This is a genomic window from Aeromonas sp. EERV15 (genome assembly GCF_900079845.1).
In the GTDB taxonomy this organism is placed as follows: Bacteria; Pseudomonadota; Gammaproteobacteria; order Enterobacterales; family Aeromonadaceae; genus Aeromonas; species Aeromonas sobria.
The window spans coordinates 1-18,451 of the sequence record NZ_FKKY02000011.1 but is presented as its reverse complement, the minus strand read 5'-3'; the positions used below and the strand labels follow the sequence as shown (position 1 = coordinate 18,451).

General features: G+C 59.2%; 13 protein-coding genes, 1 tRNA gene and 3 rRNA genes. 5 read left to right on the top strand and 12 right to left on the bottom strand.

From position 1 onward, the window contains the following. The first annotated feature begins 588 nt into the window (after positions 1 to 588). On the top strand, positions 589 to 843 hold the full coding sequence (locus tag BN4575_RS11180) for a helix-turn-helix domain-containing protein (protein WP_042047685.1): 255 nt from the start codon (positions 589 to 591) through the stop codon (positions 841 to 843). Further along, on the top strand, positions 843 to 2,165 hold the full coding sequence (locus BN4575_RS11175; protein WP_068978227.1) for a type II toxin-antitoxin system HipA family toxin: 1,323 nt from the start codon (positions 843 to 845) through the stop codon (positions 2,163 to 2,165). The genes BN4575_RS11180 and BN4575_RS11175 overlap by 1 nt, the downstream gene beginning before the upstream one ends. A 259-nt stretch (positions 2,166 to 2,424) precedes the next feature. On the opposite strand, the gene BN4575_RS11170 is transcribed toward BN4575_RS11175, so the two are convergent. Beyond that, positions 2,425 to 3,330, bottom strand: coding sequence for a LysR substrate-binding domain-containing protein (locus BN4575_RS11170; RefSeq protein WP_068978226.1), 906 nt, complete (start codon positions 3,328 to 3,330; stop codon positions 2,425 to 2,427). 120 nt (positions 3,331 to 3,450) lie between these two features. On the opposite strand from BN4575_RS11170, the gene BN4575_RS11165 reads away from it, so the two are divergent. The 3 genes from BN4575_RS11165 (at position 3,451) to ovoA (ending at position 7,891) form a co-directional block, all read left to right on the top strand. Next, complete coding sequence (locus BN4575_RS11165) at positions 3,451 to 4,578, top strand: S-(hydroxymethyl)glutathione dehydrogenase/class III alcohol dehydrogenase (protein WP_068978225.1); 1,128 nt, start codon at positions 3,451 to 3,453, stop codon at positions 4,576 to 4,578. A 48-nt stretch (positions 4,579 to 4,626) separates the two neighbouring features. After that, positions 4,627 to 5,463, top strand: coding sequence for an S-formylglutathione hydrolase (gene fghA, locus BN4575_RS11160; RefSeq protein ID WP_068978224.1), 837 nt, complete (start codon positions 4,627 to 4,629; stop codon positions 5,461 to 5,463). Between the two features lie 277 nt (positions 5,464 to 5,740). Next, the gene (ovoA, locus tag BN4575_RS11155; RefSeq protein WP_068978223.1) at positions 5,741 to 7,891 is read left to right on the top strand and encodes a 5-histidylcysteine sulfoxide synthase; all 2,151 of its coding nucleotides are present in this window, start codon (positions 5,741 to 5,743) and stop codon (positions 7,889 to 7,891) included. Between the two features lie 79 nt (positions 7,892 to 7,970). On the opposite strand, the gene BN4575_RS11150 is transcribed toward ovoA, so the two are convergent. The 11 genes from BN4575_RS11150 to BN4575_RS11100 all read right to left on the bottom strand — a co-directional run. Next, positions 7,971 to 8,921, bottom strand: coding sequence for a bile acid:sodium symporter family protein (locus BN4575_RS11150; RefSeq protein ID WP_068978222.1), 951 nt, complete (start codon positions 8,919 to 8,921; stop codon positions 7,971 to 7,973). 295 nt (positions 8,922 to 9,216) lie between these two features. Continuing rightward, the gene (locus BN4575_RS11145; protein ID WP_068978221.1) at positions 9,217 to 10,662 is read right to left on the bottom strand and encodes an amino acid permease; all 1,446 of its coding nucleotides are present in this window, start codon (positions 10,660 to 10,662) and stop codon (positions 9,217 to 9,219) included. Between the two features lie 166 nt (positions 10,663 to 10,828). Further along, the gene (locus tag BN4575_RS11140) at positions 10,829 to 11,167 is read right to left on the bottom strand and encodes a tRNA-binding protein (RefSeq protein WP_005342042.1); all 339 of its coding nucleotides are present in this window, start codon (positions 11,165 to 11,167) and stop codon (positions 10,829 to 10,831) included. A gap of 113 nt (positions 11,168 to 11,280) precedes the next feature. Further along, positions 11,281 to 12,726: an amino acid permease gene (locus tag BN4575_RS11135; protein WP_068978220.1), complete on the bottom strand. Its 1,446-nt coding sequence runs from the start codon at positions 12,724 to 12,726 to the stop codon at positions 11,281 to 11,283. A 103-nt stretch (positions 12,727 to 12,829) separates the two neighbouring features. After that, positions 12,830 to 13,285, bottom strand: coding sequence for a beta-galactosidase subunit beta (locus BN4575_RS11130; protein ID WP_068978219.1), 456 nt, complete (start codon positions 13,283 to 13,285; stop codon positions 12,830 to 12,832). Further along, positions 13,282 to 16,356, bottom strand: a complete 3,075-nt coding sequence (gene ebgA / locus BN4575_RS11125) for a beta-galactosidase subunit alpha (RefSeq protein ID WP_068978218.1) — start codon at positions 16,354 to 16,356, stop codon at positions 13,282 to 13,284. Before ebgA ends, BN4575_RS11130 begins: the two co-directional genes overlap by 4 nt. Positions 16,357 to 16,667: 311 nt before the next feature. Next, entirely contained in the window at positions 16,668 to 17,633 is a 966-nt protein-coding gene (gene ebgR, locus BN4575_RS11120) for a transcriptional regulator EbgR (protein WP_068978217.1), read from the bottom strand. A 165-nt stretch (positions 17,634 to 17,798) separates the two neighbouring features. Continuing rightward, a 5S ribosomal RNA gene (gene rrf, locus BN4575_RS11115) occupies positions 17,799 to 17,913 on the bottom strand. 22 nt (positions 17,914 to 17,935) lie between these two features. Continuing rightward, positions 17,936 to 18,011: transfer RNA gene (locus tag BN4575_RS11110), tRNA-Thr, on the bottom strand. 106 nt (positions 18,012 to 18,117) lie between these two features. Then, positions 18,118 to 18,232, bottom strand: a 5S ribosomal RNA gene (gene rrf / locus BN4575_RS11105). Positions 18,233 to 18,346: 114 nt separating this feature from the next. Then, a 23S ribosomal RNA gene (locus BN4575_RS11100) occupies positions 18,347 to 18,451 on the bottom strand; the annotation flags it as partial.

Sequence of the window (18,451 nt, the reverse complement as noted above, 5' to 3'; positions counted from 1 at the left end):
CTCAAGATTCTCTCATAAAATCAGCCGGGTTTTGTTGATTTAAGACTCATAAAGCAACAAGGAGAGCAGCTCTTGATAGCGAGCCTTCTGGTCAAGGAAACGTCTGGCAATGGCATCAACATGTCGTACTGAATGCTTGTTGAGGGGCATACCTTTTTGGAACCATCGCATGGCATCAAAACACGACCTTTCGGTAGCCTTTTGATCCGACGGAACACACTTCAAGTCTGCGCCTTCACCAATAGATCGCTTTTTAGTTGTCTTTGAACGCTTGATACAGACCACCCACATACTTCAGTCAGGATCGGTAGGTTTGCTGCACGATAATGCGTAGCGTCCCCCACAATCCTGGCTATAGCGACCAGCTGTTCACGTTTGCAGAGCAAGGTCTCGACTGGTTGGCTGCCCATATTGATTGACACTTAGACGTCATCTCTCCGTTTGCTGTTCTCTTACCCGCTATAGGGGATAAAGGTTAAATACCGCCTTTGGCGTGTAAATGATATTTACCCTCTATAACAGGTAAACATTGATATACCTGCCACAGCGTGTAAATTGAAAGAACGCACGCGACCAGGTAGTCGAATCATGAAAGTAACCAGCGCCAAGCAGCTGAGCGCCTGTATCAAGGATGCCAGACTTTCTCAAAAGCTCTCTCAAGGCAAAGTGGCCGAGAAAGTGGGGATTAGGCAAGACACAGTCTCCAGCTTCGAGCTCAACCCTGAGTCCACTAAGCTGGAGACCCTGTTCAAAATCCTCGCAGCACTCGAATTGTCACTGGATATCAAACCCCGCAATGAGTCATCCGATAGCCCTGCGTCAGGCTGGAAGGAGGAGTGGTAATGGCCAATCTGGCTGTCTACATGAACGGCTATCGGGTAGGCACATTCACCAAAACTACCAGTGGTGCCCATCAGTTTCAGTACCATGAGTCATGGCTAGCACAACCAGGCTGCCGCCCCATCTCACTCTCCATGCCATTGCGCCATCAGGCCTACCGGGGCGATGAAGCCCATAACTTCTTCGACAACCTGCTGCCAGATAATCTGGAGGTGAGGAACAGGGTTGTTGCACGCTATCAGGCGGCATCAACCCAGCCCTTTGATCTGCTCAGTTGCATTGGCCAGGATAGCGTAGGGGCATTACAGCTGGTTACCGAAGGGGACGATGTTCCAGATGTCAGGCGCATCGACTACAAGGCCCTTTCCGATGACGAACTGGAACAGATACTGACCAGCTACAAATCAGGAATCCCTTTGGGTATGGTCAGGGAGCAAGATGAATTCCGGATATCCATCGCCGGGGCGCAAGAAAAGACAGCGCTGCTCTATCTCGATGGCCGTTGGTACTTGCCACTCAACGCAACACCGACAACCCACATTATCAAACTCCCCATAGGCAAGATTGAAAGCCACTCCTACTCGATAGACCTCTCCCAGAGCGTAGAAAACGAATATATCTGCACTCTGATTGCCAAGGAGTTTGGTCTACCCGTACCTCACTGTTTCATGATGCAGGTTGGCCAGGTCAAAGCACTTGCGGTGGAACGCTTCGACAGACGTTACGCTACAGATCGCAGTTGGATCATGCGCCTTCCCCAAGAAGATTTCTGTCAGGTATTGAATGTTCCGTCAGCACGGAAATACGAGAGCCATGGAGGACCGGGGATCACTGACATCATGAAAACCTTGCTGGGCTCTGCGACACAGGAACAGGATCGCTACCTGTTCATGAAATCTCAGGTCCTGTTCTGGCTGCTGGCAGCAACCGATGGCCATGCAAAGAATTTCTCGGTCTTTATTGAACCGGAAGGGCGTTTTCGGCTGACCCCTTTTTACGACATTCTCTCCATGTACCCCGCATTTGGTGGTCGAGGTCTACACCCACGCGATGCAAAGCTGGCCATGGGCCTGACCGCGACCAAAGGTAAGAAATATGCGATAGAGCAGATATTTCCTCGCCATTTCTATCAGACTGCCAAAGCAGTTGGATTTGAGAAGGGGCAAATGGAAATGATCCTAAACGAAATGGCAAATAGTCTGGATGGAGTGATCTCGGCCGTCCGTCAGCAGTTACCAGATACATTTCCCACCCAGATTGCGGACTCGATTCTGGATGGCCTCAGCACCAGAGCGCAGCGTTTAACTCGGTCGTCAACCAAGTGAAATGAATCCTGGCCAGAGACAAAACATAAGCATCAACCATTGCCACCTCACATCCGGGCCCAGTTTCCCACTTTTCCCACCTCCACTTAGCCAGCGTGGCGATGGTTCAGCATGTAATCAGATCCAGAACATCGAGTGATGGGTCGCTGACTATCCGGTTGTTACCTGCAAAAGAGCCCTTGATTCATCAAGGGCTCTTTTATTTTCCGGCCATCACGCCTGTCGCCCGCCGCCAGTGAGTCAACGGGCGGGGAGCGCCCTAGCCTATCGGCATCACCAGCGCCGGTTGGTGAGGGTCGCTCAGCCGCTCGGCCAGATAGTCCACCAGCAGCCGCACCTTGGGGGAGAGGTGGCGGTTGTGGGGATAGAGGGCCCAGATCCCCTCCGCCGGGGCCCGCAGTTCCGGCAGCAGCTCTATCAGCTCGCCTCGGGCCAGATGGTCGCTCACGTAGTAGTCCGGCAGCTGGATGATGCCAATCCCCTTGAGCGCCGCATCCAGCAGGGCGTGGCCGCTGTTGCACTGCAACAGGCCGCGCACCCGCACGCTGTGGGGGCGACCATCCAGGGTGAAGTGCCACTCGTCGCTGTTGCCCACCAGACAGGTGTGGCGGGTCAGCTCGGAGAGGCTGTTGGGCATACCGTGGCGGGCGGTGTAGGCCGGTGAGGCGCAGACATAGGGCACCCGCTGCGCCAGCTTGCGCGCCACCAGCGTCGAATCCTTGAGGTGACCGAGCCGCAGCGCCAGATCGTAGCCTTCGTGCACCAGATCCAGCAGCTGGTTGGTGAGGTTGAGGGTCACCTCCAGCTGGGGGAAACGCACCATGAAGTCGTTCACCAGCGGGGCGATGCGGCTCTCGCCGTAGGAGACGGGGGCCGTGATGCGCAGCGACCCTTGCGGCACCGCCTGATGGCGCCCCACCGCCAGCTCTGCCTCGTAGAGGTTGTCGAGCAGCTGACGGCAGTGGCGATAGTAGATCTCGCCGAGCTCGGTGAGCCGCACCTGACGGGTGGTGCGCAGCAGCAGCTTGGCCTGCAGCCGATCCTCCAGCTGTGCTACCTGACGGCTGACCTGCGCCACCGACACCCCCAGCTTGCGCGCCGCTGGGGTAAAGCCCCCCTGCTCCGCCACGCTGACAAATTCACAGATCCCTTCCCAGCCGAGCATTATTACCTGTGTGTAAAAGTGATTTGATATTTAGCCTTATTATCACCAAATCGGCGGGAAACTACACTGAATGCCCGAACTCATCTCTGTTCACCCTGCTCAACAAGAAGGATGTCATTCATGGCACAGGTTCAAAGCATCAAGTGTAAAGCCGCCATCGCCTGGGGCCCGGGTCAGCCCCTCTCCATCGAAGAGGTCGAGGTCATGCCGCCGCAAGCGGGCGAGGTGCGAGTGCGCATCGTCGCCACCGGCGTCTGCCACACCGATGCCTTCACCCTCTCCGGTGAGGATCCGGAAGGGGTCTTCCCCTGCATTCTCGGTCACGAAGGGGGTGGCATCGTCGAATCGGTCGGCGAAGGGGTTACCAGCGTCAAGGTGGGGGATCACGTGATCCCGCTCTACACCCCCGAGTGCGGCGAGTGCAAATTCTGCAAATCCGGCAAGACCAACCTCTGCCAGAAGATCCGCGCCACCCAGGGCAAGGGGCTGATGCCGGATGGCACCACCCGCTTCTCGAAAGATGGCCAGCCCATCTATCACTACATGGGCACCTCCACCTTCAGCGAATACACGGTACTGCCGGAGATCTCCATCGCCAAAGTGGACCCGGCCGCCCCGCTGGAAGAGGTCTGCCTGCTCGGTTGCGGCGTCACCACCGGCATCGGCGCCGTGATGAACACCGCCAAGGTGAAGGAAGGTGAAAGCGTCGCCATCTTCGGGCTGGGTGGCATCGGCCTCTCGGCGGTGATCGGGGCTCGCCTCGCCAAGGCCGGTCGGATCATCGCCATCGACATCAACGAGAGCAAGTTCGAGCTAGCCCGCAAGCTGGGTGCCACCGACTGCATCAACCCGAACGATTACGACAAACCGATTCAGGAGGTGATCGTCGAGTTGACCGACGGCGGCGTCGACTTCTCCTTCGAGTGCATCGGCAACGTCAAGGTGATGCGCGCGGCGCTGGAGTGCTGCCACAAGGGTTGGGGCGAGTCGGTCATTATCGGCGTCGCCGGAGCGGGTCAGGAGATCAGCACCCGTCCGTTCCAGCTGGTGACCGGTCGGGTCTGGCGCGGCAGCGCCTTCGGCGGGGTACGCGGTCGCAGCGAACTGCCGAGCTATGTGCAGCGCTACATGCAGGGTGAGTTCCGCCTCGATGACTTCATCACCCACACCATGCCACTGGAGCAGATCAACGACGCATTTGATCTGATGCACCAAGGGAAGAGCATCCGCACCGTCATCCACTACTGAGCATGATCGCCCCGCCCGCTATCGCGGGCGGGGTGCAGGAGTCCTTCGATGAATCTGGAGATTATCAGCAGCAACAAGAGCTTCGGCGGCTGGCACAAGCGCTATCGCCACCACGCCAGCGTGCTCGGCTGCGAGATGAATTTTGCCATCTATCTGCCGCCCCAGGCCCTCACCGGCCAGAAAGTCCCCGTACTCTACTGGCTCAGCGGCCTCACCTGCACCGATGAGAACTTCATGCAGAAGGCGGGCGCCCAGCGCATTGCCGCCGAGCTCGGCATCGCCCTGGTAGCGCCGGACACCAGCCCCCGCGGCGACAGCGTAGCCGACGATCCCGGTTATGACCTCGGCATGGGAGCAGGCTTTTACGTCAATGCCAGCCAGAGCCCCTGGCAGGCGCACTACCAGATGTATGACTACGTCACCCGCGAGCTGCCCGATGTGATAGAGACCCACTTCCCGGTCTCGACCCGACGCGCCATCAGTGGCCACTCCATGGGCGGGCACGGGGCGCTTATCGCCGCGCTGCGGGAGCCCGGTCGCTACCGTTCGGTCTCGGCGTTCAGCCCGATCTGCCACCCGAGCCGCTGCCCCTGGGGCCAGAAGGCACTCGGCGCCTATCTCGGCAGCAATCCTCTGCTGTGGCAAGAGTGGGATGCCTGCCAACTGCTGCGCCACCAGCCGGTCACGCCGCTGCCAACCTTGGTGGATGTGGGGCTGGATGATCCCTTCCTCGCCGAGCAGCTGCATATCGACGCGCTGGCCGAGGTGGCTGCCAGCAAGGGGTGGCCGCTGGAGCTCAACCACCACGAGGGCTATGACCACAGCTACTACTTCGTGGCGAGCTTTATCGAGGCGCACCTGCGCTTTCATGCCCGCCACCTCTGATCAACACAGGCCCATCACGGGCCTGTTTGCTTGCCAGATATGATGATCGGGGAGGCTCAGCAGCCAACTCGACTCACCTCGCCACCTTCCTCACCCCTCTCCTCATGCCGGGTTGGCGGGTAATCTCGCGGCTCACTATGCTGACAATCCGTGGAATTTTTTGATTGCCGTACCGGTCTGTTGAGCCAATAGTGGTGCCTCGTGCGTACCAAGCTCTCCATAGCGGTAATGTCTTACCACTGTCTTGTCAGTCCTCACTGCCAAAAGGAATCAGAGCGTGACACAAGCAAGCCCTCACCATGCCACTGCCATCGGTCTGCCTGCATCGACCCGCACCCCGCTGCTGACCGGCAGCGATCCCGAGCAGAAACGGCGCGAGTTGCTCAGCTACTTCTGCCAGACCTTCGATCTCTACGATTCGCTGTTTGACTGCCTGGCTGACGAACGTGCCTGGTTCACCAAGGCGATCCCGCTGCGCCACCCGCTGATCTTTTACTACGGCCACACCGCCGCCTTCTTCATCAACAAGCTGCTGGCTGCCCGCCTGATCGACAAACGGCTAAATGCCCGCATCGAGGCCATGGTCGCCATCGGTGTAGACGAGATGAGCTGGGACGATCTGGACGAGACTCACTACGACTGGCCCAAGGTCACCGAGCTGCGTAGCTATCGGGCCAAAGTCCGTTCGCTGGTGTGCGACTTCATCCGCCAGATGCCAATCACCCTGCCCATCGACTGGCAGAGCCCGGCCTGGGTGATCCTGATGGGGATAGAGCACGAGCGTATCCACCTCGAGACCTCCAGCGTGCTGATCCGCCAGTTGCCGCTCGCCTGGATGCGACCTCAGCCTTATTGGCCCACCTGTACCGAAGCACGCTACCGTATTGATCAGGTGCCCGCCAACAGCCTGCTGCCGGTGGCTGGCGGCAAGGTGCGCCTTGGCAAGCAGGACGCCACCTACGGCTGGGACAACGAATATGGCGAGCGCCATATCGATCTGCCCCCGTTTCAGGCCAGCCGCATGCTGGTGAGCAATGCCGAGTACCTCGCCTTCGTGCAGGCGGGCGGCTATGGCCAGCAGCAGTGGTGGGATGAGGAGGGGTGGAGCTGGTGCCAGTACGCCAAGGCGCAGATGCCGACCTTCTGGGTGGGTGATGCCACCAAGCCCAAACAATTGCAGCTACGACTGATGACCGAGCAGGTCGCCATGCCCTGGGACTGGCCAGTCGAGGTAAACCAGCTGGAAGCAGCTGCCTTCTGTCGCTGGCAGACGGCCCGTACCGGTCTGCCAGTCCAGCTGCCGAGCGAGGGGGAGTGGGCCCTGCTGCGCGAGCAGGTACCCAGCGATCAACCGGACTGGACGGAGGCCCCCGGCAATATCAATCTGGCCCGTTTCGCCTCCCCCTGTGCGGTGGATGCCTCTCCACAGGGGGAGTTCTTCGATCTGGTGGGCAATGTCTGGCAGTGGACCAGCACCGCCATCGATGGCTTCGACGGCTTTCGGATCCATCAGCTCTACGACGACTTCTCTACCCCCACCTTTGATGGCAAGCACACCCTCATCAAGGGCGGCAGCTGGATAAGCACCGGCAACGAAGCACTCAAATCATCCCGTTACGCCTTCCGGCGTCACTTCTTCCAGCATGCGGGTTTCCGCTATCTGGTCTCCCGTTATCAGGAACCCGTTATCGTGAATCCTTATGAAACCGACACCCTGGTCGCACAGTACCTCGACTTCCAGTACGGCCCGAGCCACTTCGGGGTAGCCAACTACGCCAAAACGCTTGCGGATCTTGCTGGCGAGCTGTGCAGCAACCACCAGCGGGCGCTGGATATCGGCTGTGCCACCGGCCGCGCCAGCTTCGAGCTGGCCCGCCACTTCCAGCATGTGGACGGGGTGGACTACTCGGCCCGCTTTATCGATGTGGCGCAGGCCCTCGCCAGCCAGGAGAGCTTCCGCTATGCCATCCCGCAGGAGGGCGAACTGGTGGCGTATTGCGAGGCGCGCCTGTCGAGCCACGGGCTGAGTGCCAGCGAGATTGAACGCATTCACTTCAGTCAGGGGGATGCCTGCAACCTCAAGCCCAAGTACGACCACTACGATCTGGTGCTCGCCGCCAACCTGATCGACCGGCTACGCGAACCTGCCCGCTTCTTGCGCGACATAGCCCCGCGACTGCGCAGCGGTGGTCTGCTGGTGCTCACCAGCCCCTACACCTGGCTGGCGGAATATACCCCGCCCGCCAACTGGCTCGGCGGCATTCGTGAAAACGGCGAAGCGCTCACCACCTATCAGGCGCTGCAACGGCTGTTGGCGGCGGAGTTTGAGGAGCACTGCCCGCCCCGGGATGTGCCCTTCGTCATCCGCGAGACCGCCCGCAAATACCAGCACACGGTGGCGCAGCTGACCCTCTGGCGCAAACGCTAGCACGCCGATCGGCATGCAAATGAGAAGAGGGAGGCCCACGGGCCTCCCTCTTGTTATGGCAGTAAAAACGGCGCGAGTATCAATGCCCCTGCTCGTGGTAGCGGCGCGCCAGCACGGCGCAGACCATCAGCTGGATCTGGTGGAAGATCATCAGCGGCAGCACCATGACGCCGACGCTGGCAGCCGGGAACATGACGTTGGCCATCGGCACCCCGTTGGCCAGACTCTTCTTGGAGCCGCAGAAGACGATGGTGATCTCGTCCGCCTTGTCGAAGCCGAGGCGACGGCTGATCCAGACGTTCCAGCAGAGCACCAGCGCCAGCAAGACGCAGCTCAGCAGCACGATACTGGCCAGATCGTACCAGCCTACTTGATGCCAAATCCCCTGCACCACCGCCTCGCTGAAGGCGACATAGACCACCAGCAGGATGGAGCTCTGATCCAGCTTGCCGATCAGCGGTCGATGGCTATCGACCCAGCCGCCGATGAGCGGACGCGACAGATGTCCCACCACAAACGGCAGCATCAGCTGCACCATGATCGCCTGAATGGAGTGCCAGGTGTCGATCCCCTCCCCCTGCACGTGGATCATCATCCCCACCAGCACCGGCGAGAGGAAGATGCCGAGAATGCTGGAGGCCGAGGCGCTGCACACCGCCGCCGACACATTCCCCCCCGCCATCGAGGTAAAGGCGATGGCCGACTGCACGGTGGCAGGCAGGGCGCAGAGATAGAGGAAGCCGAGGTAGATGGCCGGGCTCAACCACTGGGGCACCAGCGGGGTGAGCAGCAACCCGAGCAGCGGAAACAGCACAAAGGTGCTGAGCATCACCACCAGATGGAGCCGCCAGTGGCCGAGGCCCGCCAGCAGGTTCTGGCGCGACAGCTTGGCACCATGCATGAAGAAGAGCAGCGCCACCGCCAGCTTGGTCAGCAGACCGAACCAGACGGCCACCTGCCCCTCGCAGGGAAAGAGGGAGGCCAGGGTGACCACCGCAATCAGCACAACAGTAAAGGGATCCAGACGCACAGGGGGTCTCCATCAGAGGGCATCCGGCCTTCGTGGCGGAAGGTCAGGAGCGGGGAGGACAAGAAACACAACAGGAGGTGTCTGGCACCTCCCGTTGAAACGAACCTCCAGCTTACCCCGATATCGGAGAGGCGCAACGTTGAGTGGCGAATAATTGTTCATCAATGCTTAACGTCGTTGCACTATCGAACAACAAAAATGGACGACCAGAGAGGCCTGACCGCCCCCCAACAGCGAGAAATGGATAAAAAAACGGGCGACCCAGGCCGCCCGTCTCGCTTTTTCGCTCCGCCGATCAGCGCTGGTTGGCCAGCTGGCCGTTGCCGCTTTTCTTGTCATTGCCACCGAGCTTGCGGGCCTGACGCTTCTCGAAGCGGGAGATCCACCAGTAGGCCAGCGCCGAGAAGACCGCGGTCATAAAGACGTTGATGAAGAAGGCGCGCACCAGATCTACCCCGCTCGGGAAGGCGGAGGCGCTCATGCTCACCACGAAGATGGCGATCAGCACCGACACCACTGCCATACCGAACTTGCGCGAGCCCATACGGAAGTCGCGGGGGGTGTCGTCATGTTTCCAGCGGAACACGAAGTAGGCCACCATGATGAAGATCGGCGGCAGCATGGCAGTACCGGCGGTCAGGTTGATGGCGGTGTTCATCATCTGCTGCACCGACTCGGAGCCAAAGCCGTTGACCACCAGCATCACGAACACGAAGACAAACTGCCACCAGGCGGCGCGCACCGGCACCCCGTGCTTATTGAGGCGGGTGGTCTTGTCACCGTAGACACCCTGCGGGATCTCGGAGAAGTGGATCTTCACCGGCGCAGAGGTCCACATCATCATGGAGCCGAACATGGCGATGAACAGCACGATACCGACCGCGCGACCTACCAACGTCTCGGAAAGCTCGAAGTACTGGGCCATGCCGGTGAAGATCTCCACCATGCCGCCGGCATAGGTGAGGCTCTCGCGCGGCACGAACACGTTCACCAGCAGGGAACCCAGCGCATACATGGCACCGATGAGAATACCGGCAGAGATAATCACCTTGATAAAGGACTTCTGGCCCCCCTTCACGTCATTGAGATAGGCCGCCGCAGTTTCGGCACCGCCCGCCGCCTGGAAGATCCAGCACATGATGCCGAGGGTCGCCCAGTTGATGGTGGGGGTCATGGCTGCCATGGTGATGGGTTGGGCCGCCACATGGTCACCGCCGAGGGCGGTCAGGGCACCCAACACATAGATGGCGAACAGGGCAAACACGCCGTAGGCCACCATCTCGGCAATCTTGCCGAGCCAGGTCGCCCCCTTGGTGGAGATATGGGTCGCCGCCGCAAACAGCACGATGGAGATGATCGATGTCACCATGGGCGAGAAGCTGTACTCATAGCCCAGCATGGCGTAAGAGGCGTAGGCGATGACGTTGGGCAGCAACGAGATAAACCAGAACAGGTTAACGAACCAGTAGAGGAAGGAGCCCAGATAGGCCATTCGGGTGCCGAGCGGTTTTTTAAGCCAGTCGTACATCCCCGACTCGGAATCTTTGTTGGCCGAGACGAACTCGGCAATGATGAAGACGAATGGCACAAAGTAGACCAGGGTCGCCAGCAGGAAAATGGGGGCGGAACTGAGCCCCAGCTCGATGTTGTTGTTGACGATGTTGCGCACGTTGAACACGGCGGCAAAGGTCATCGACAACAGGGCAAACTTGCCTATGGTGCCGCGTACGGATTCAGACATGGTGTCCTCCAGTGGACTCGCGCTCCCTGCGGGGAACGCTGTGACTCTGTGATGTGTTCGGCAAGGGTCTGTCGGCCCTGCGCTTTACTCTCTTGTTATGATCGGGCCGCGTGGACGGCCTCGTTGGTGAACCGGTGCAGTCTCCCGCACCGGCTCGCAATACCATTCAGACGATCGGAGTGCCCGGCGCCATCGGCACCCGGGGCTGCAACAGCACGCTCTGGCTCTCGTCCGGGGTCTCGGCGCAGAGCAACATGCACTCGGAGCGCTCGCCGCGCATCTTGGTGGGCTTGAGATTGGTCAGCACCACCACCTCGCTGCCCATCAGCTCCTCTTCGCTGTAGTAGGGCACCAGACTGGTGACGGTCTGCAGCGGTCGCTCGCCCCCCACGTCGATCTGGACGATGTAGAGTTTGTCAGCCCCGGGGTGGCGCACCACCTCCAGCACCTTGCCCACCTTCATCTCGACCCGTTTGAATTCGGCAAACTCGATCGTCTCGCTCATTCTTTTCTCCTTCTATTCGGTTCTTGTGCTCAATGGAACAACGGGTAACGGGTGGCCGCAGCCACCCGGTTGATCTCTCTTGGCCACGCGGGCCGGTTTGGTCAGGGTTATCGTCAGGATGCCCGGACAGAAATCTGGCTGGTCGGCTGGGCCTCTTTTACTCGCGCGTCAGCACTCAGGGAGGCTTCGTAGCGGTTGTACTTCCACCAGGCGAAGCCAAGGAAGATCACGATCCCGCCGACGTTGTAGAAGACGATGGTCATGATGTCGGCGCCGGTCGGGAAGGTGGAGGCGAGAAAGCCCACCGAGAAGATGGCGATCAGCGCCGAGACCACGGCGATGCCGGTGGTGCGCGAACCCATCTTGAAATCCCGTGGCAGGTGATCCAGCTTCAGACGCAGATTGAGGTAGGCCAGCATGATGAACAGCGGCGGCAGCATGGAGGCAGCAGCGGTCATGTTGATGACGGTGTTCATCAGATCCTGCGCGGTGTTGGAGCCCAGGGTCGGGATCACCATCAGCGGCAGCACGATGAGGTACTGGATCCAGGCTGCACGGGCAGGTACGCCGTTCTCGTTCAGCTCGACTGTCTTCTTGCCGAAGATGCCGGCCGGGATTTCGGAGAAGAAGATCTTCACCGGAGTCGCCGTCCACATCAGCAGGGAGCCGAACATGGCGGTGAAGGAGACCAGCCCCACGAAGCGGTTCATCAGGATCTCCGGCAGGCCGAAGTAGGCCGCCAGCCCTTCAAACACCTGCACCGAGCCGCCGGTATATTTCAGGGTGCCGCTCGGTACGAACACGTTGATCAACAGCGACGCGATGGAGTAGAGCACCCCGATAAAGATCCCGGCGATGATGATCACCTTCACGAAAGACTTGGAGCCCCCTTTCACGTCATTGACGTAGACCGCTACCGACTCGGCGCCACCGGCTGCCATAAAGATCCAGGTGGTGATGCCGAGGAAGGCCCAGCTGAAATCGGGGATCATCGCCTCTACCGTGATGGGGTCAGCCGGTTGCACGCCGCCCACCAGTGCCGTCCCCGCCAGCAGGATGTAGGAGAGGGTCAGCAGCAGCATCAGGGACGAGGTCACCGAGGTGATGGGGCCGAGCATCTTGGCACCGTTGGTAGAGACATAGGTGGCAAAGGCAAACAACACCATGCTAAGCGCCGTGGTCGCCACCGGGGTGAGAATGTACTCGTAACCGAGGAAGGCATAGGAGGCGTAGGCGATAACCCGCGGCAGCAGCGAGGTGAAGAAGAAAAGGTTCACGAACCAGTAGGTGTAGGCGGAGATAAAGGCCCAGCGACCGCCGAGGGAGCTCTTCACCCAGGCATACACCCCCGCTTCGGAGTTTTTGTTCAGTGACACAAATTCCGCAATGATCAGACAAAACGGAATGAAGTAGAAAATGGTGGCCAGAAAGAACATCGGGGCCGAGGCCAGACCGATCTCGATGTTGTTGTTGATGACGTTGTTGAAGCTGAATACCGCCGCGAAGGTGAGCGACAGCAGACCAAACTTGCCTATCGTATTCCGTTTGGAATCAGACATGGTGCATCTCCAGACCTGTAGTTATTGCCACGAAAGGGCGGGGCATGATTTGTAGGGTGAGCCCCGCCCTTCCGGCTTTTGTCAGTGCAGAACCGGTGGCTTGTTATTTGTTTTTGAAATAGCCGCCTTCGACGGTGACCTTGATGATCACCTTGCGCACCGGCCCGTCGCCGACGAAACGGTAGGCCTCGTCGTTCTCGAAGATCACCACCTGCCCGTTGCCGACCTGCTGGCGCTCACGCACCTCACCGGCCAGCCACTCGCGGTCGGTGGTGTCGTCATAAGCCTGCTCGACCGCCAGCTCGCTCTTGGCTGCCCACTCCACCATCTCTTCCCCTTCCAGGTAGTAATGAACGTCGAAGTAGCGGCGCTGCCCCTCAAACAGGGAGGTGGCCGGGCTGGCCCCCTCCTGCAAGCGGTAGGTGAGGGAGTCACCGATGGAGTGGCAGATACCGGGCTTGAGGTTGGCCAGGTTGTTGATGGCCTCCACGCAGCGGCCCCACTTTTTGCCCTCCCGGTAGATGTTTTTGAACAGGGTCAGGTTGTCCAGGGTGATCATGCGAGGTTCCTCCCGCCGTTGATGGTGAGATCGAGCCCGGCCAGCGCAGCCGGATTGAGGTTGCCACGGGCGATGGGCAGCAGAGTCAGACCGAAGCTGAACGGCTCGAAGCGCACCCGCCAGGAGTCCAGCACCTCGGAGCCCCAGGAGTTGGAGCCAAGCCCCAGTACCTTGTAATCCAGATTGAGGGTGAGATAACCGCAGGGCTCCAGCTCGTTGATGTGCTGCGCCGCGTGGATATGCTCCCAGCTGTAGGGCCAGACGCTCAGGTTGATGGGGGCATCGGGCCGGACGTAAAGACCGGCACCGTGACGGTTGGTCAGGGTCGCCCAGCGCACCTGCTGGCGGTTGCCGTTGTCCTGCGGGAAGGGGTAGTGCTCCCACATCTCGCTGACTGTGCTCTGGAAGCTGTCGATCCAGTTGCTCTGGCGGCTGTCCTGATAGTTTTCGCCAGGCCCCATGCCGTAGTAGTGCACCCGGTCGAGATCCTGACGAATACCCAGCTCGAAGCCGATCTTGGGAATGATGTCGTCATAGCCGCCATAGGGCTGACCGGACAGCGCCACGTGCAGCTGGCCGTTCGGGCTCAGGGTATAGACGTAGCGGCAGCGCATGCCGAAGTCGAACACCGGCGGCGCGATCAGACTCTCAACCGTTACCTCGACCGCCTCGTCCAGTTGACGCCAGCTCAGAGTGCGGAAGTGCTCCTGCATGATCTGCAGGTGGTTCGGGTGCCACAGGCTCTCGTACTCCTGCTTATGGTTGTCGATCATCGGCTTGAAGAAGGTGAGGCGCGGCGAGCGCTCAATCAGCTCGATACCGTCCTGCTGCCAGCTCACCAGCTTGCCGTCGAGGCGTGAGAAGCGCAGGGCAAAGCCGCTGCCGCTCAAGGTCAGCGCGAGGCGCTCGTCGGCAATCTGCAACGGAGTAGCGTTGGGATTGGCAAAGGGCTGCAGCTGGCGAGTCGATGCCTTCAGCTGGAACTGGTACTGACCCAGCTCGTGCTCCGCCGCGCTGTAGCGGGTGGCACTGGCCTTGATGACCCGCAGCTGGACGAAGGTTTCCCGCCCATCGAGGGATGGCAGTTCGAGTTGCAGCTCTGTGGTGGCACCGGGGGCAACCCCCTCCAGCCGAATTTGCTGGCTGGCCAGCAGCTCGCCTTCGGCCTTCACCTCGACCAGCAGACGGATGTCGTCGAGATTGGAGAACCAGTAGCGGTTTTCCAGCTCAAGCTTGCCGCTGGCCAGATCCAGCGCCCGCACCTTGACCGGGCAGATCACCTGCTTGTATTCACGCAGGCCCGGCCCCGGAGTCTGATCCGGATAGATGAGGCCATCCATGCAGAAGTTGTAGTTGTTGGGGTAGTCGCCGTAGTCGCCGCCGTATTTGTAGACGGGGCGCCCCTGCTCGTCCTGATCCAGAATGCCGTGATCGCACCACTCCCAGATGTAGTGGCCCTGGATGTGGGGATGGCGATCGAACACCTGCTGGTATTCGCTGAGGCCACCCGGGCCATTGCCCATGGCGTGGGCGTATTCGCAGAGGATGCGCGGCTTAGGCATAGGGAACTCGCCGAAGCAGTTCATCTGGGAGACGCGGGAATACATGGTGCTGACCACGTCCACTACCTCGGCGTCGCGATCCTCTTCATAGTGCACCAGCCGGGTCGGGTCTATCCCCTTGCAGCGCTGGTACATGGCTCTGATGTTGCAGCCGTAGCCGGACTCGTTGCCCAGCGACCAGATGATGATGGAGGGGTGGTTCTTCTGGGCGTGTACGTGGCGCTCGATGCGATCCACGAACACCGGCTCCCAGAAGGGATCATCGGTGATGCGGCTGAGATCACCGACGTTGGCAAAACCGTGGGTCTCCACGTCGGTCTCTGCCATCACGAACAGACCGTACTGGTCGCACAGCTCGTAGAAGCGCGGGTCGTTCGGATAGTGGGCGGTACGTACCGAGTTGAGGTTGTGCTGCTTCATCAGCACGATATCGCGTTCAACACGGTCCATGCCGACCGCGCGACTCTTGAGGTGATCGTTGTCGTGACGGTTCACCCCGTGCAGCTTGAGGTAATGGCCGTTGACGTAGAAGAGGCCATCCTTGACCTTGATTTCACGCACCCCGACCCGCTGCGGGATCACTTCCAGCAGCTCGCCCTGACCGTTGTAGAGGGAGAGTTGCAGCTGATAGAGGTAGGGGTCTTCGGCGCTCCACAGATGAGGGTTGGCCAGATCCAGCGTGAAGCGGCTGTCGAGCTTGCCGTCGATGGCGAGATGGTCGAGCGAGCCGCTGGCGATCTCGCTGCCCCGATCCAGCAGCGACCAGACCAGACGGTGATCACGGGCAGGCGCCCCCAGATTCTCCAGCTGGATATCGCAGCTCAGGGTAGCGCTCTGGTTGTCATTGGCCAGCGCGGTGCGGATGAAAAAATCCTGCACATGGGCGGCCGGTTTGCCCACCAGATAGACGTCGCGGAAGATCCCCGCCATCCACCACATGTCCTGATCTTCGATATAGGTGGAGTCGGCCCACTGCATCACCCGCACCGACAGCAGGTTCTCGCCAACCTTGGCGTAGGCACTGATATCGAACTCGGCGGTGAGGCGGCTCCCCTTGTTAAAGCCGACGTAGTGGCCGTTCACATAGACCTCGAAGTAGGTCTCCACCCCGTCAAACTTGATGATCACCTGCTCGCCATCCCAGGCCGGGCTCAGCGTGAAGCTGCGCTGATAGGCGCCGGTGGGGTTGTTGGTCGGCACGAAGGGGACGTCGATGGGGAAGGGAAAACCCTCGTCGGTGTACTGCAGATTGCCGTGCCCTTCCATCTGCCACATGTTGGGCACTGTGATCTGGCCCCACTCGCTCATGGGGCTGTGATAGAAAGCCTCCGGCACCTGCAGGGGGTGCGCAAAGTAGCTGAACTGCCACTGGCCGCTCAAGGAGAGAAAGCGGCGGCTCAGCTCGCGCTGCATGGTGGCCGCCGCAACGCGATCGGCATAAGAGAAGAAGTAGGCGCGCGGAGCCAGCCTGTTTTCACCAACGAATTGAACGTTTTCCCAGTTATTCACATGTCCTCCCGGAACAAGGCAACTTTAACTGGGTAAACTCTAGATAAAAATTTACTAAATATCAGCGAATGATTGGTAAACTTTTAACCAGATCACATCCGGTGACCCACTTTGTGAGCTATCTCGGATTACTGACTTAAAGCGCACCGACAAGAACAGATATGGCACGGTTATTGATGTATTTAACTAAATTCTGATGGTAATGCACTGATTGTAAAGGGGTTTATTTTATAGGTGTGGGGAATGCAGGCGGGATTGGCTACATCATGAATGCCATGATGTAGCCAAGATAATGCAGGGTTTTAGTAAAACTAACGAGTTGTGCCACGCAGAGTCAGATGACTCGGCACCAGTACCCGGAGGGGAATGTCACGCTCGTCACGCAGCCGTTCGACCAGCAGATTGACCCCCTGGGAGCCCATCAACTCGGAGTGGATCCGCACCGTAGAGAGCGGCGGGAAGGTAAATTTGGCGGTCGGAATATCGTTAACGCTGATCAGCTCAATTTGCTGGGGAATGGCCAGTCCCTTCTCGTGGATGGCACGCAGCACCCCGATGGCGATGGAGTCGGAGGCGACGAACAGCGCCTTGGGCCAATCTCCCGCCAGCATCTCTTTTGCCAAGCGGTAGCCGGAAGCACTGGAGAAGTCGCCGCGATAGAGATCGCTCTCCTGCACTACTCCCAACCGCTGGCCATAATCCATAAAGGCCAGCTCACGCAGATCCGGGTTCTCATCCTGGCCACCGATATAGCCGATGCGCTGGTGCCCCTGCGCAATAAAGTAATCGACCACTTGCTGACTGATCAGGGCGAGATCCACATCGACCGAGTCAAACTCCTCCATGGCACGGGAATCGACAAAGACCAGCATGCCGGAGCAGGTTCGCAGCTGCGCCAGACGCTCGGCAGAGAGGCTCCCCACCACCAGGATGCCATCCACGGCGGTCAGCTCGCGCCCTTCACCACAGTTGTAGAGGTGGGTCAGTTCGATATTGAGGCGGGCACTCTGGGTCTCGATGCCATAACGAATGGCGAGATAGTAGGGATCGTTAACCTCGGTACTCTGCGGGTAGGAGTAGACCACCAGAAAGTGCAGTTTGCTCTTGTGAACCCCCTTGCGGGCGCTGCTGGTCTTGTACTCCAGACGTTCGGCAATCTCGAAGATCCGCTGCCGGGTCTCTTCCTTGACGCTCAGGCTGGGATCCTCGTTCAGTACCCGGGATACCGTGGCGAGCGACACCCCCGCCTCCTGTGCAATTTCCTTCAACGTAGCCATCAATACCTCTCTGGCAGCATCACTTGTTAATCGGTAACGGCTAAAGAGTAACGGGCAATCCCTTGATAGCCCAGCATTTTTACTAAAATGCCGGCAGCAGGGCAGATTTTTGAAACGCAGAAATGCAAAAAGGCCTCCCGAATGGGAGGCCTCTTCTAAATAGGTGCCTGACAGTGTCCTACTCTCGCATGGCGAATGCCACACTACCATCGGCGCTACCGCGTTTCACTTCTGAGTTCGGCATGGGATCAGGTGGTTCCACGGCGCTATTGCCGTCAGGCAAAAGCTTTATTACTTAATACTGGTGCTGATACCCAGAGTCGAACTGGGGACCTCATCCTTACCAAGGATGCGCTCTACCAACTGAGCCATATCAGCACACTAACCGGTAAAGAACACACTGTGTGCGTTATCTAAATCTTCTGTCCAATACAACCTTACGTCGTATCGCGACCAACCACATCGCTGTAGTTGCTTAATTAAAGCCTGGCAGTGTCCTACTCTCGCATGGCGAATGCCACACTACCATCGGCGCTACCGCGTTTCACTTCTGAGTTCGGCATGGGATCAGGTGGTTCCACGGCGCTATGGCCGCCAGGCAAATTAATTCAATCTGAGAAAGCTGATGTGAATAACGACTGGGTCATTATCACTGAATTAGTTAAGTAGTTCGTTCACTTGCTACAAGGCCCAGAACACTTCTTGGGTGTTGTATGGTTAAGCCTCACGGGTAATTAGTATGGGTTAGCTCAACACGTCGCCGCGCTTACACACCCCACCTATCAACGTTGTGGTCTCCAACGGCCCTTTAGGACCCT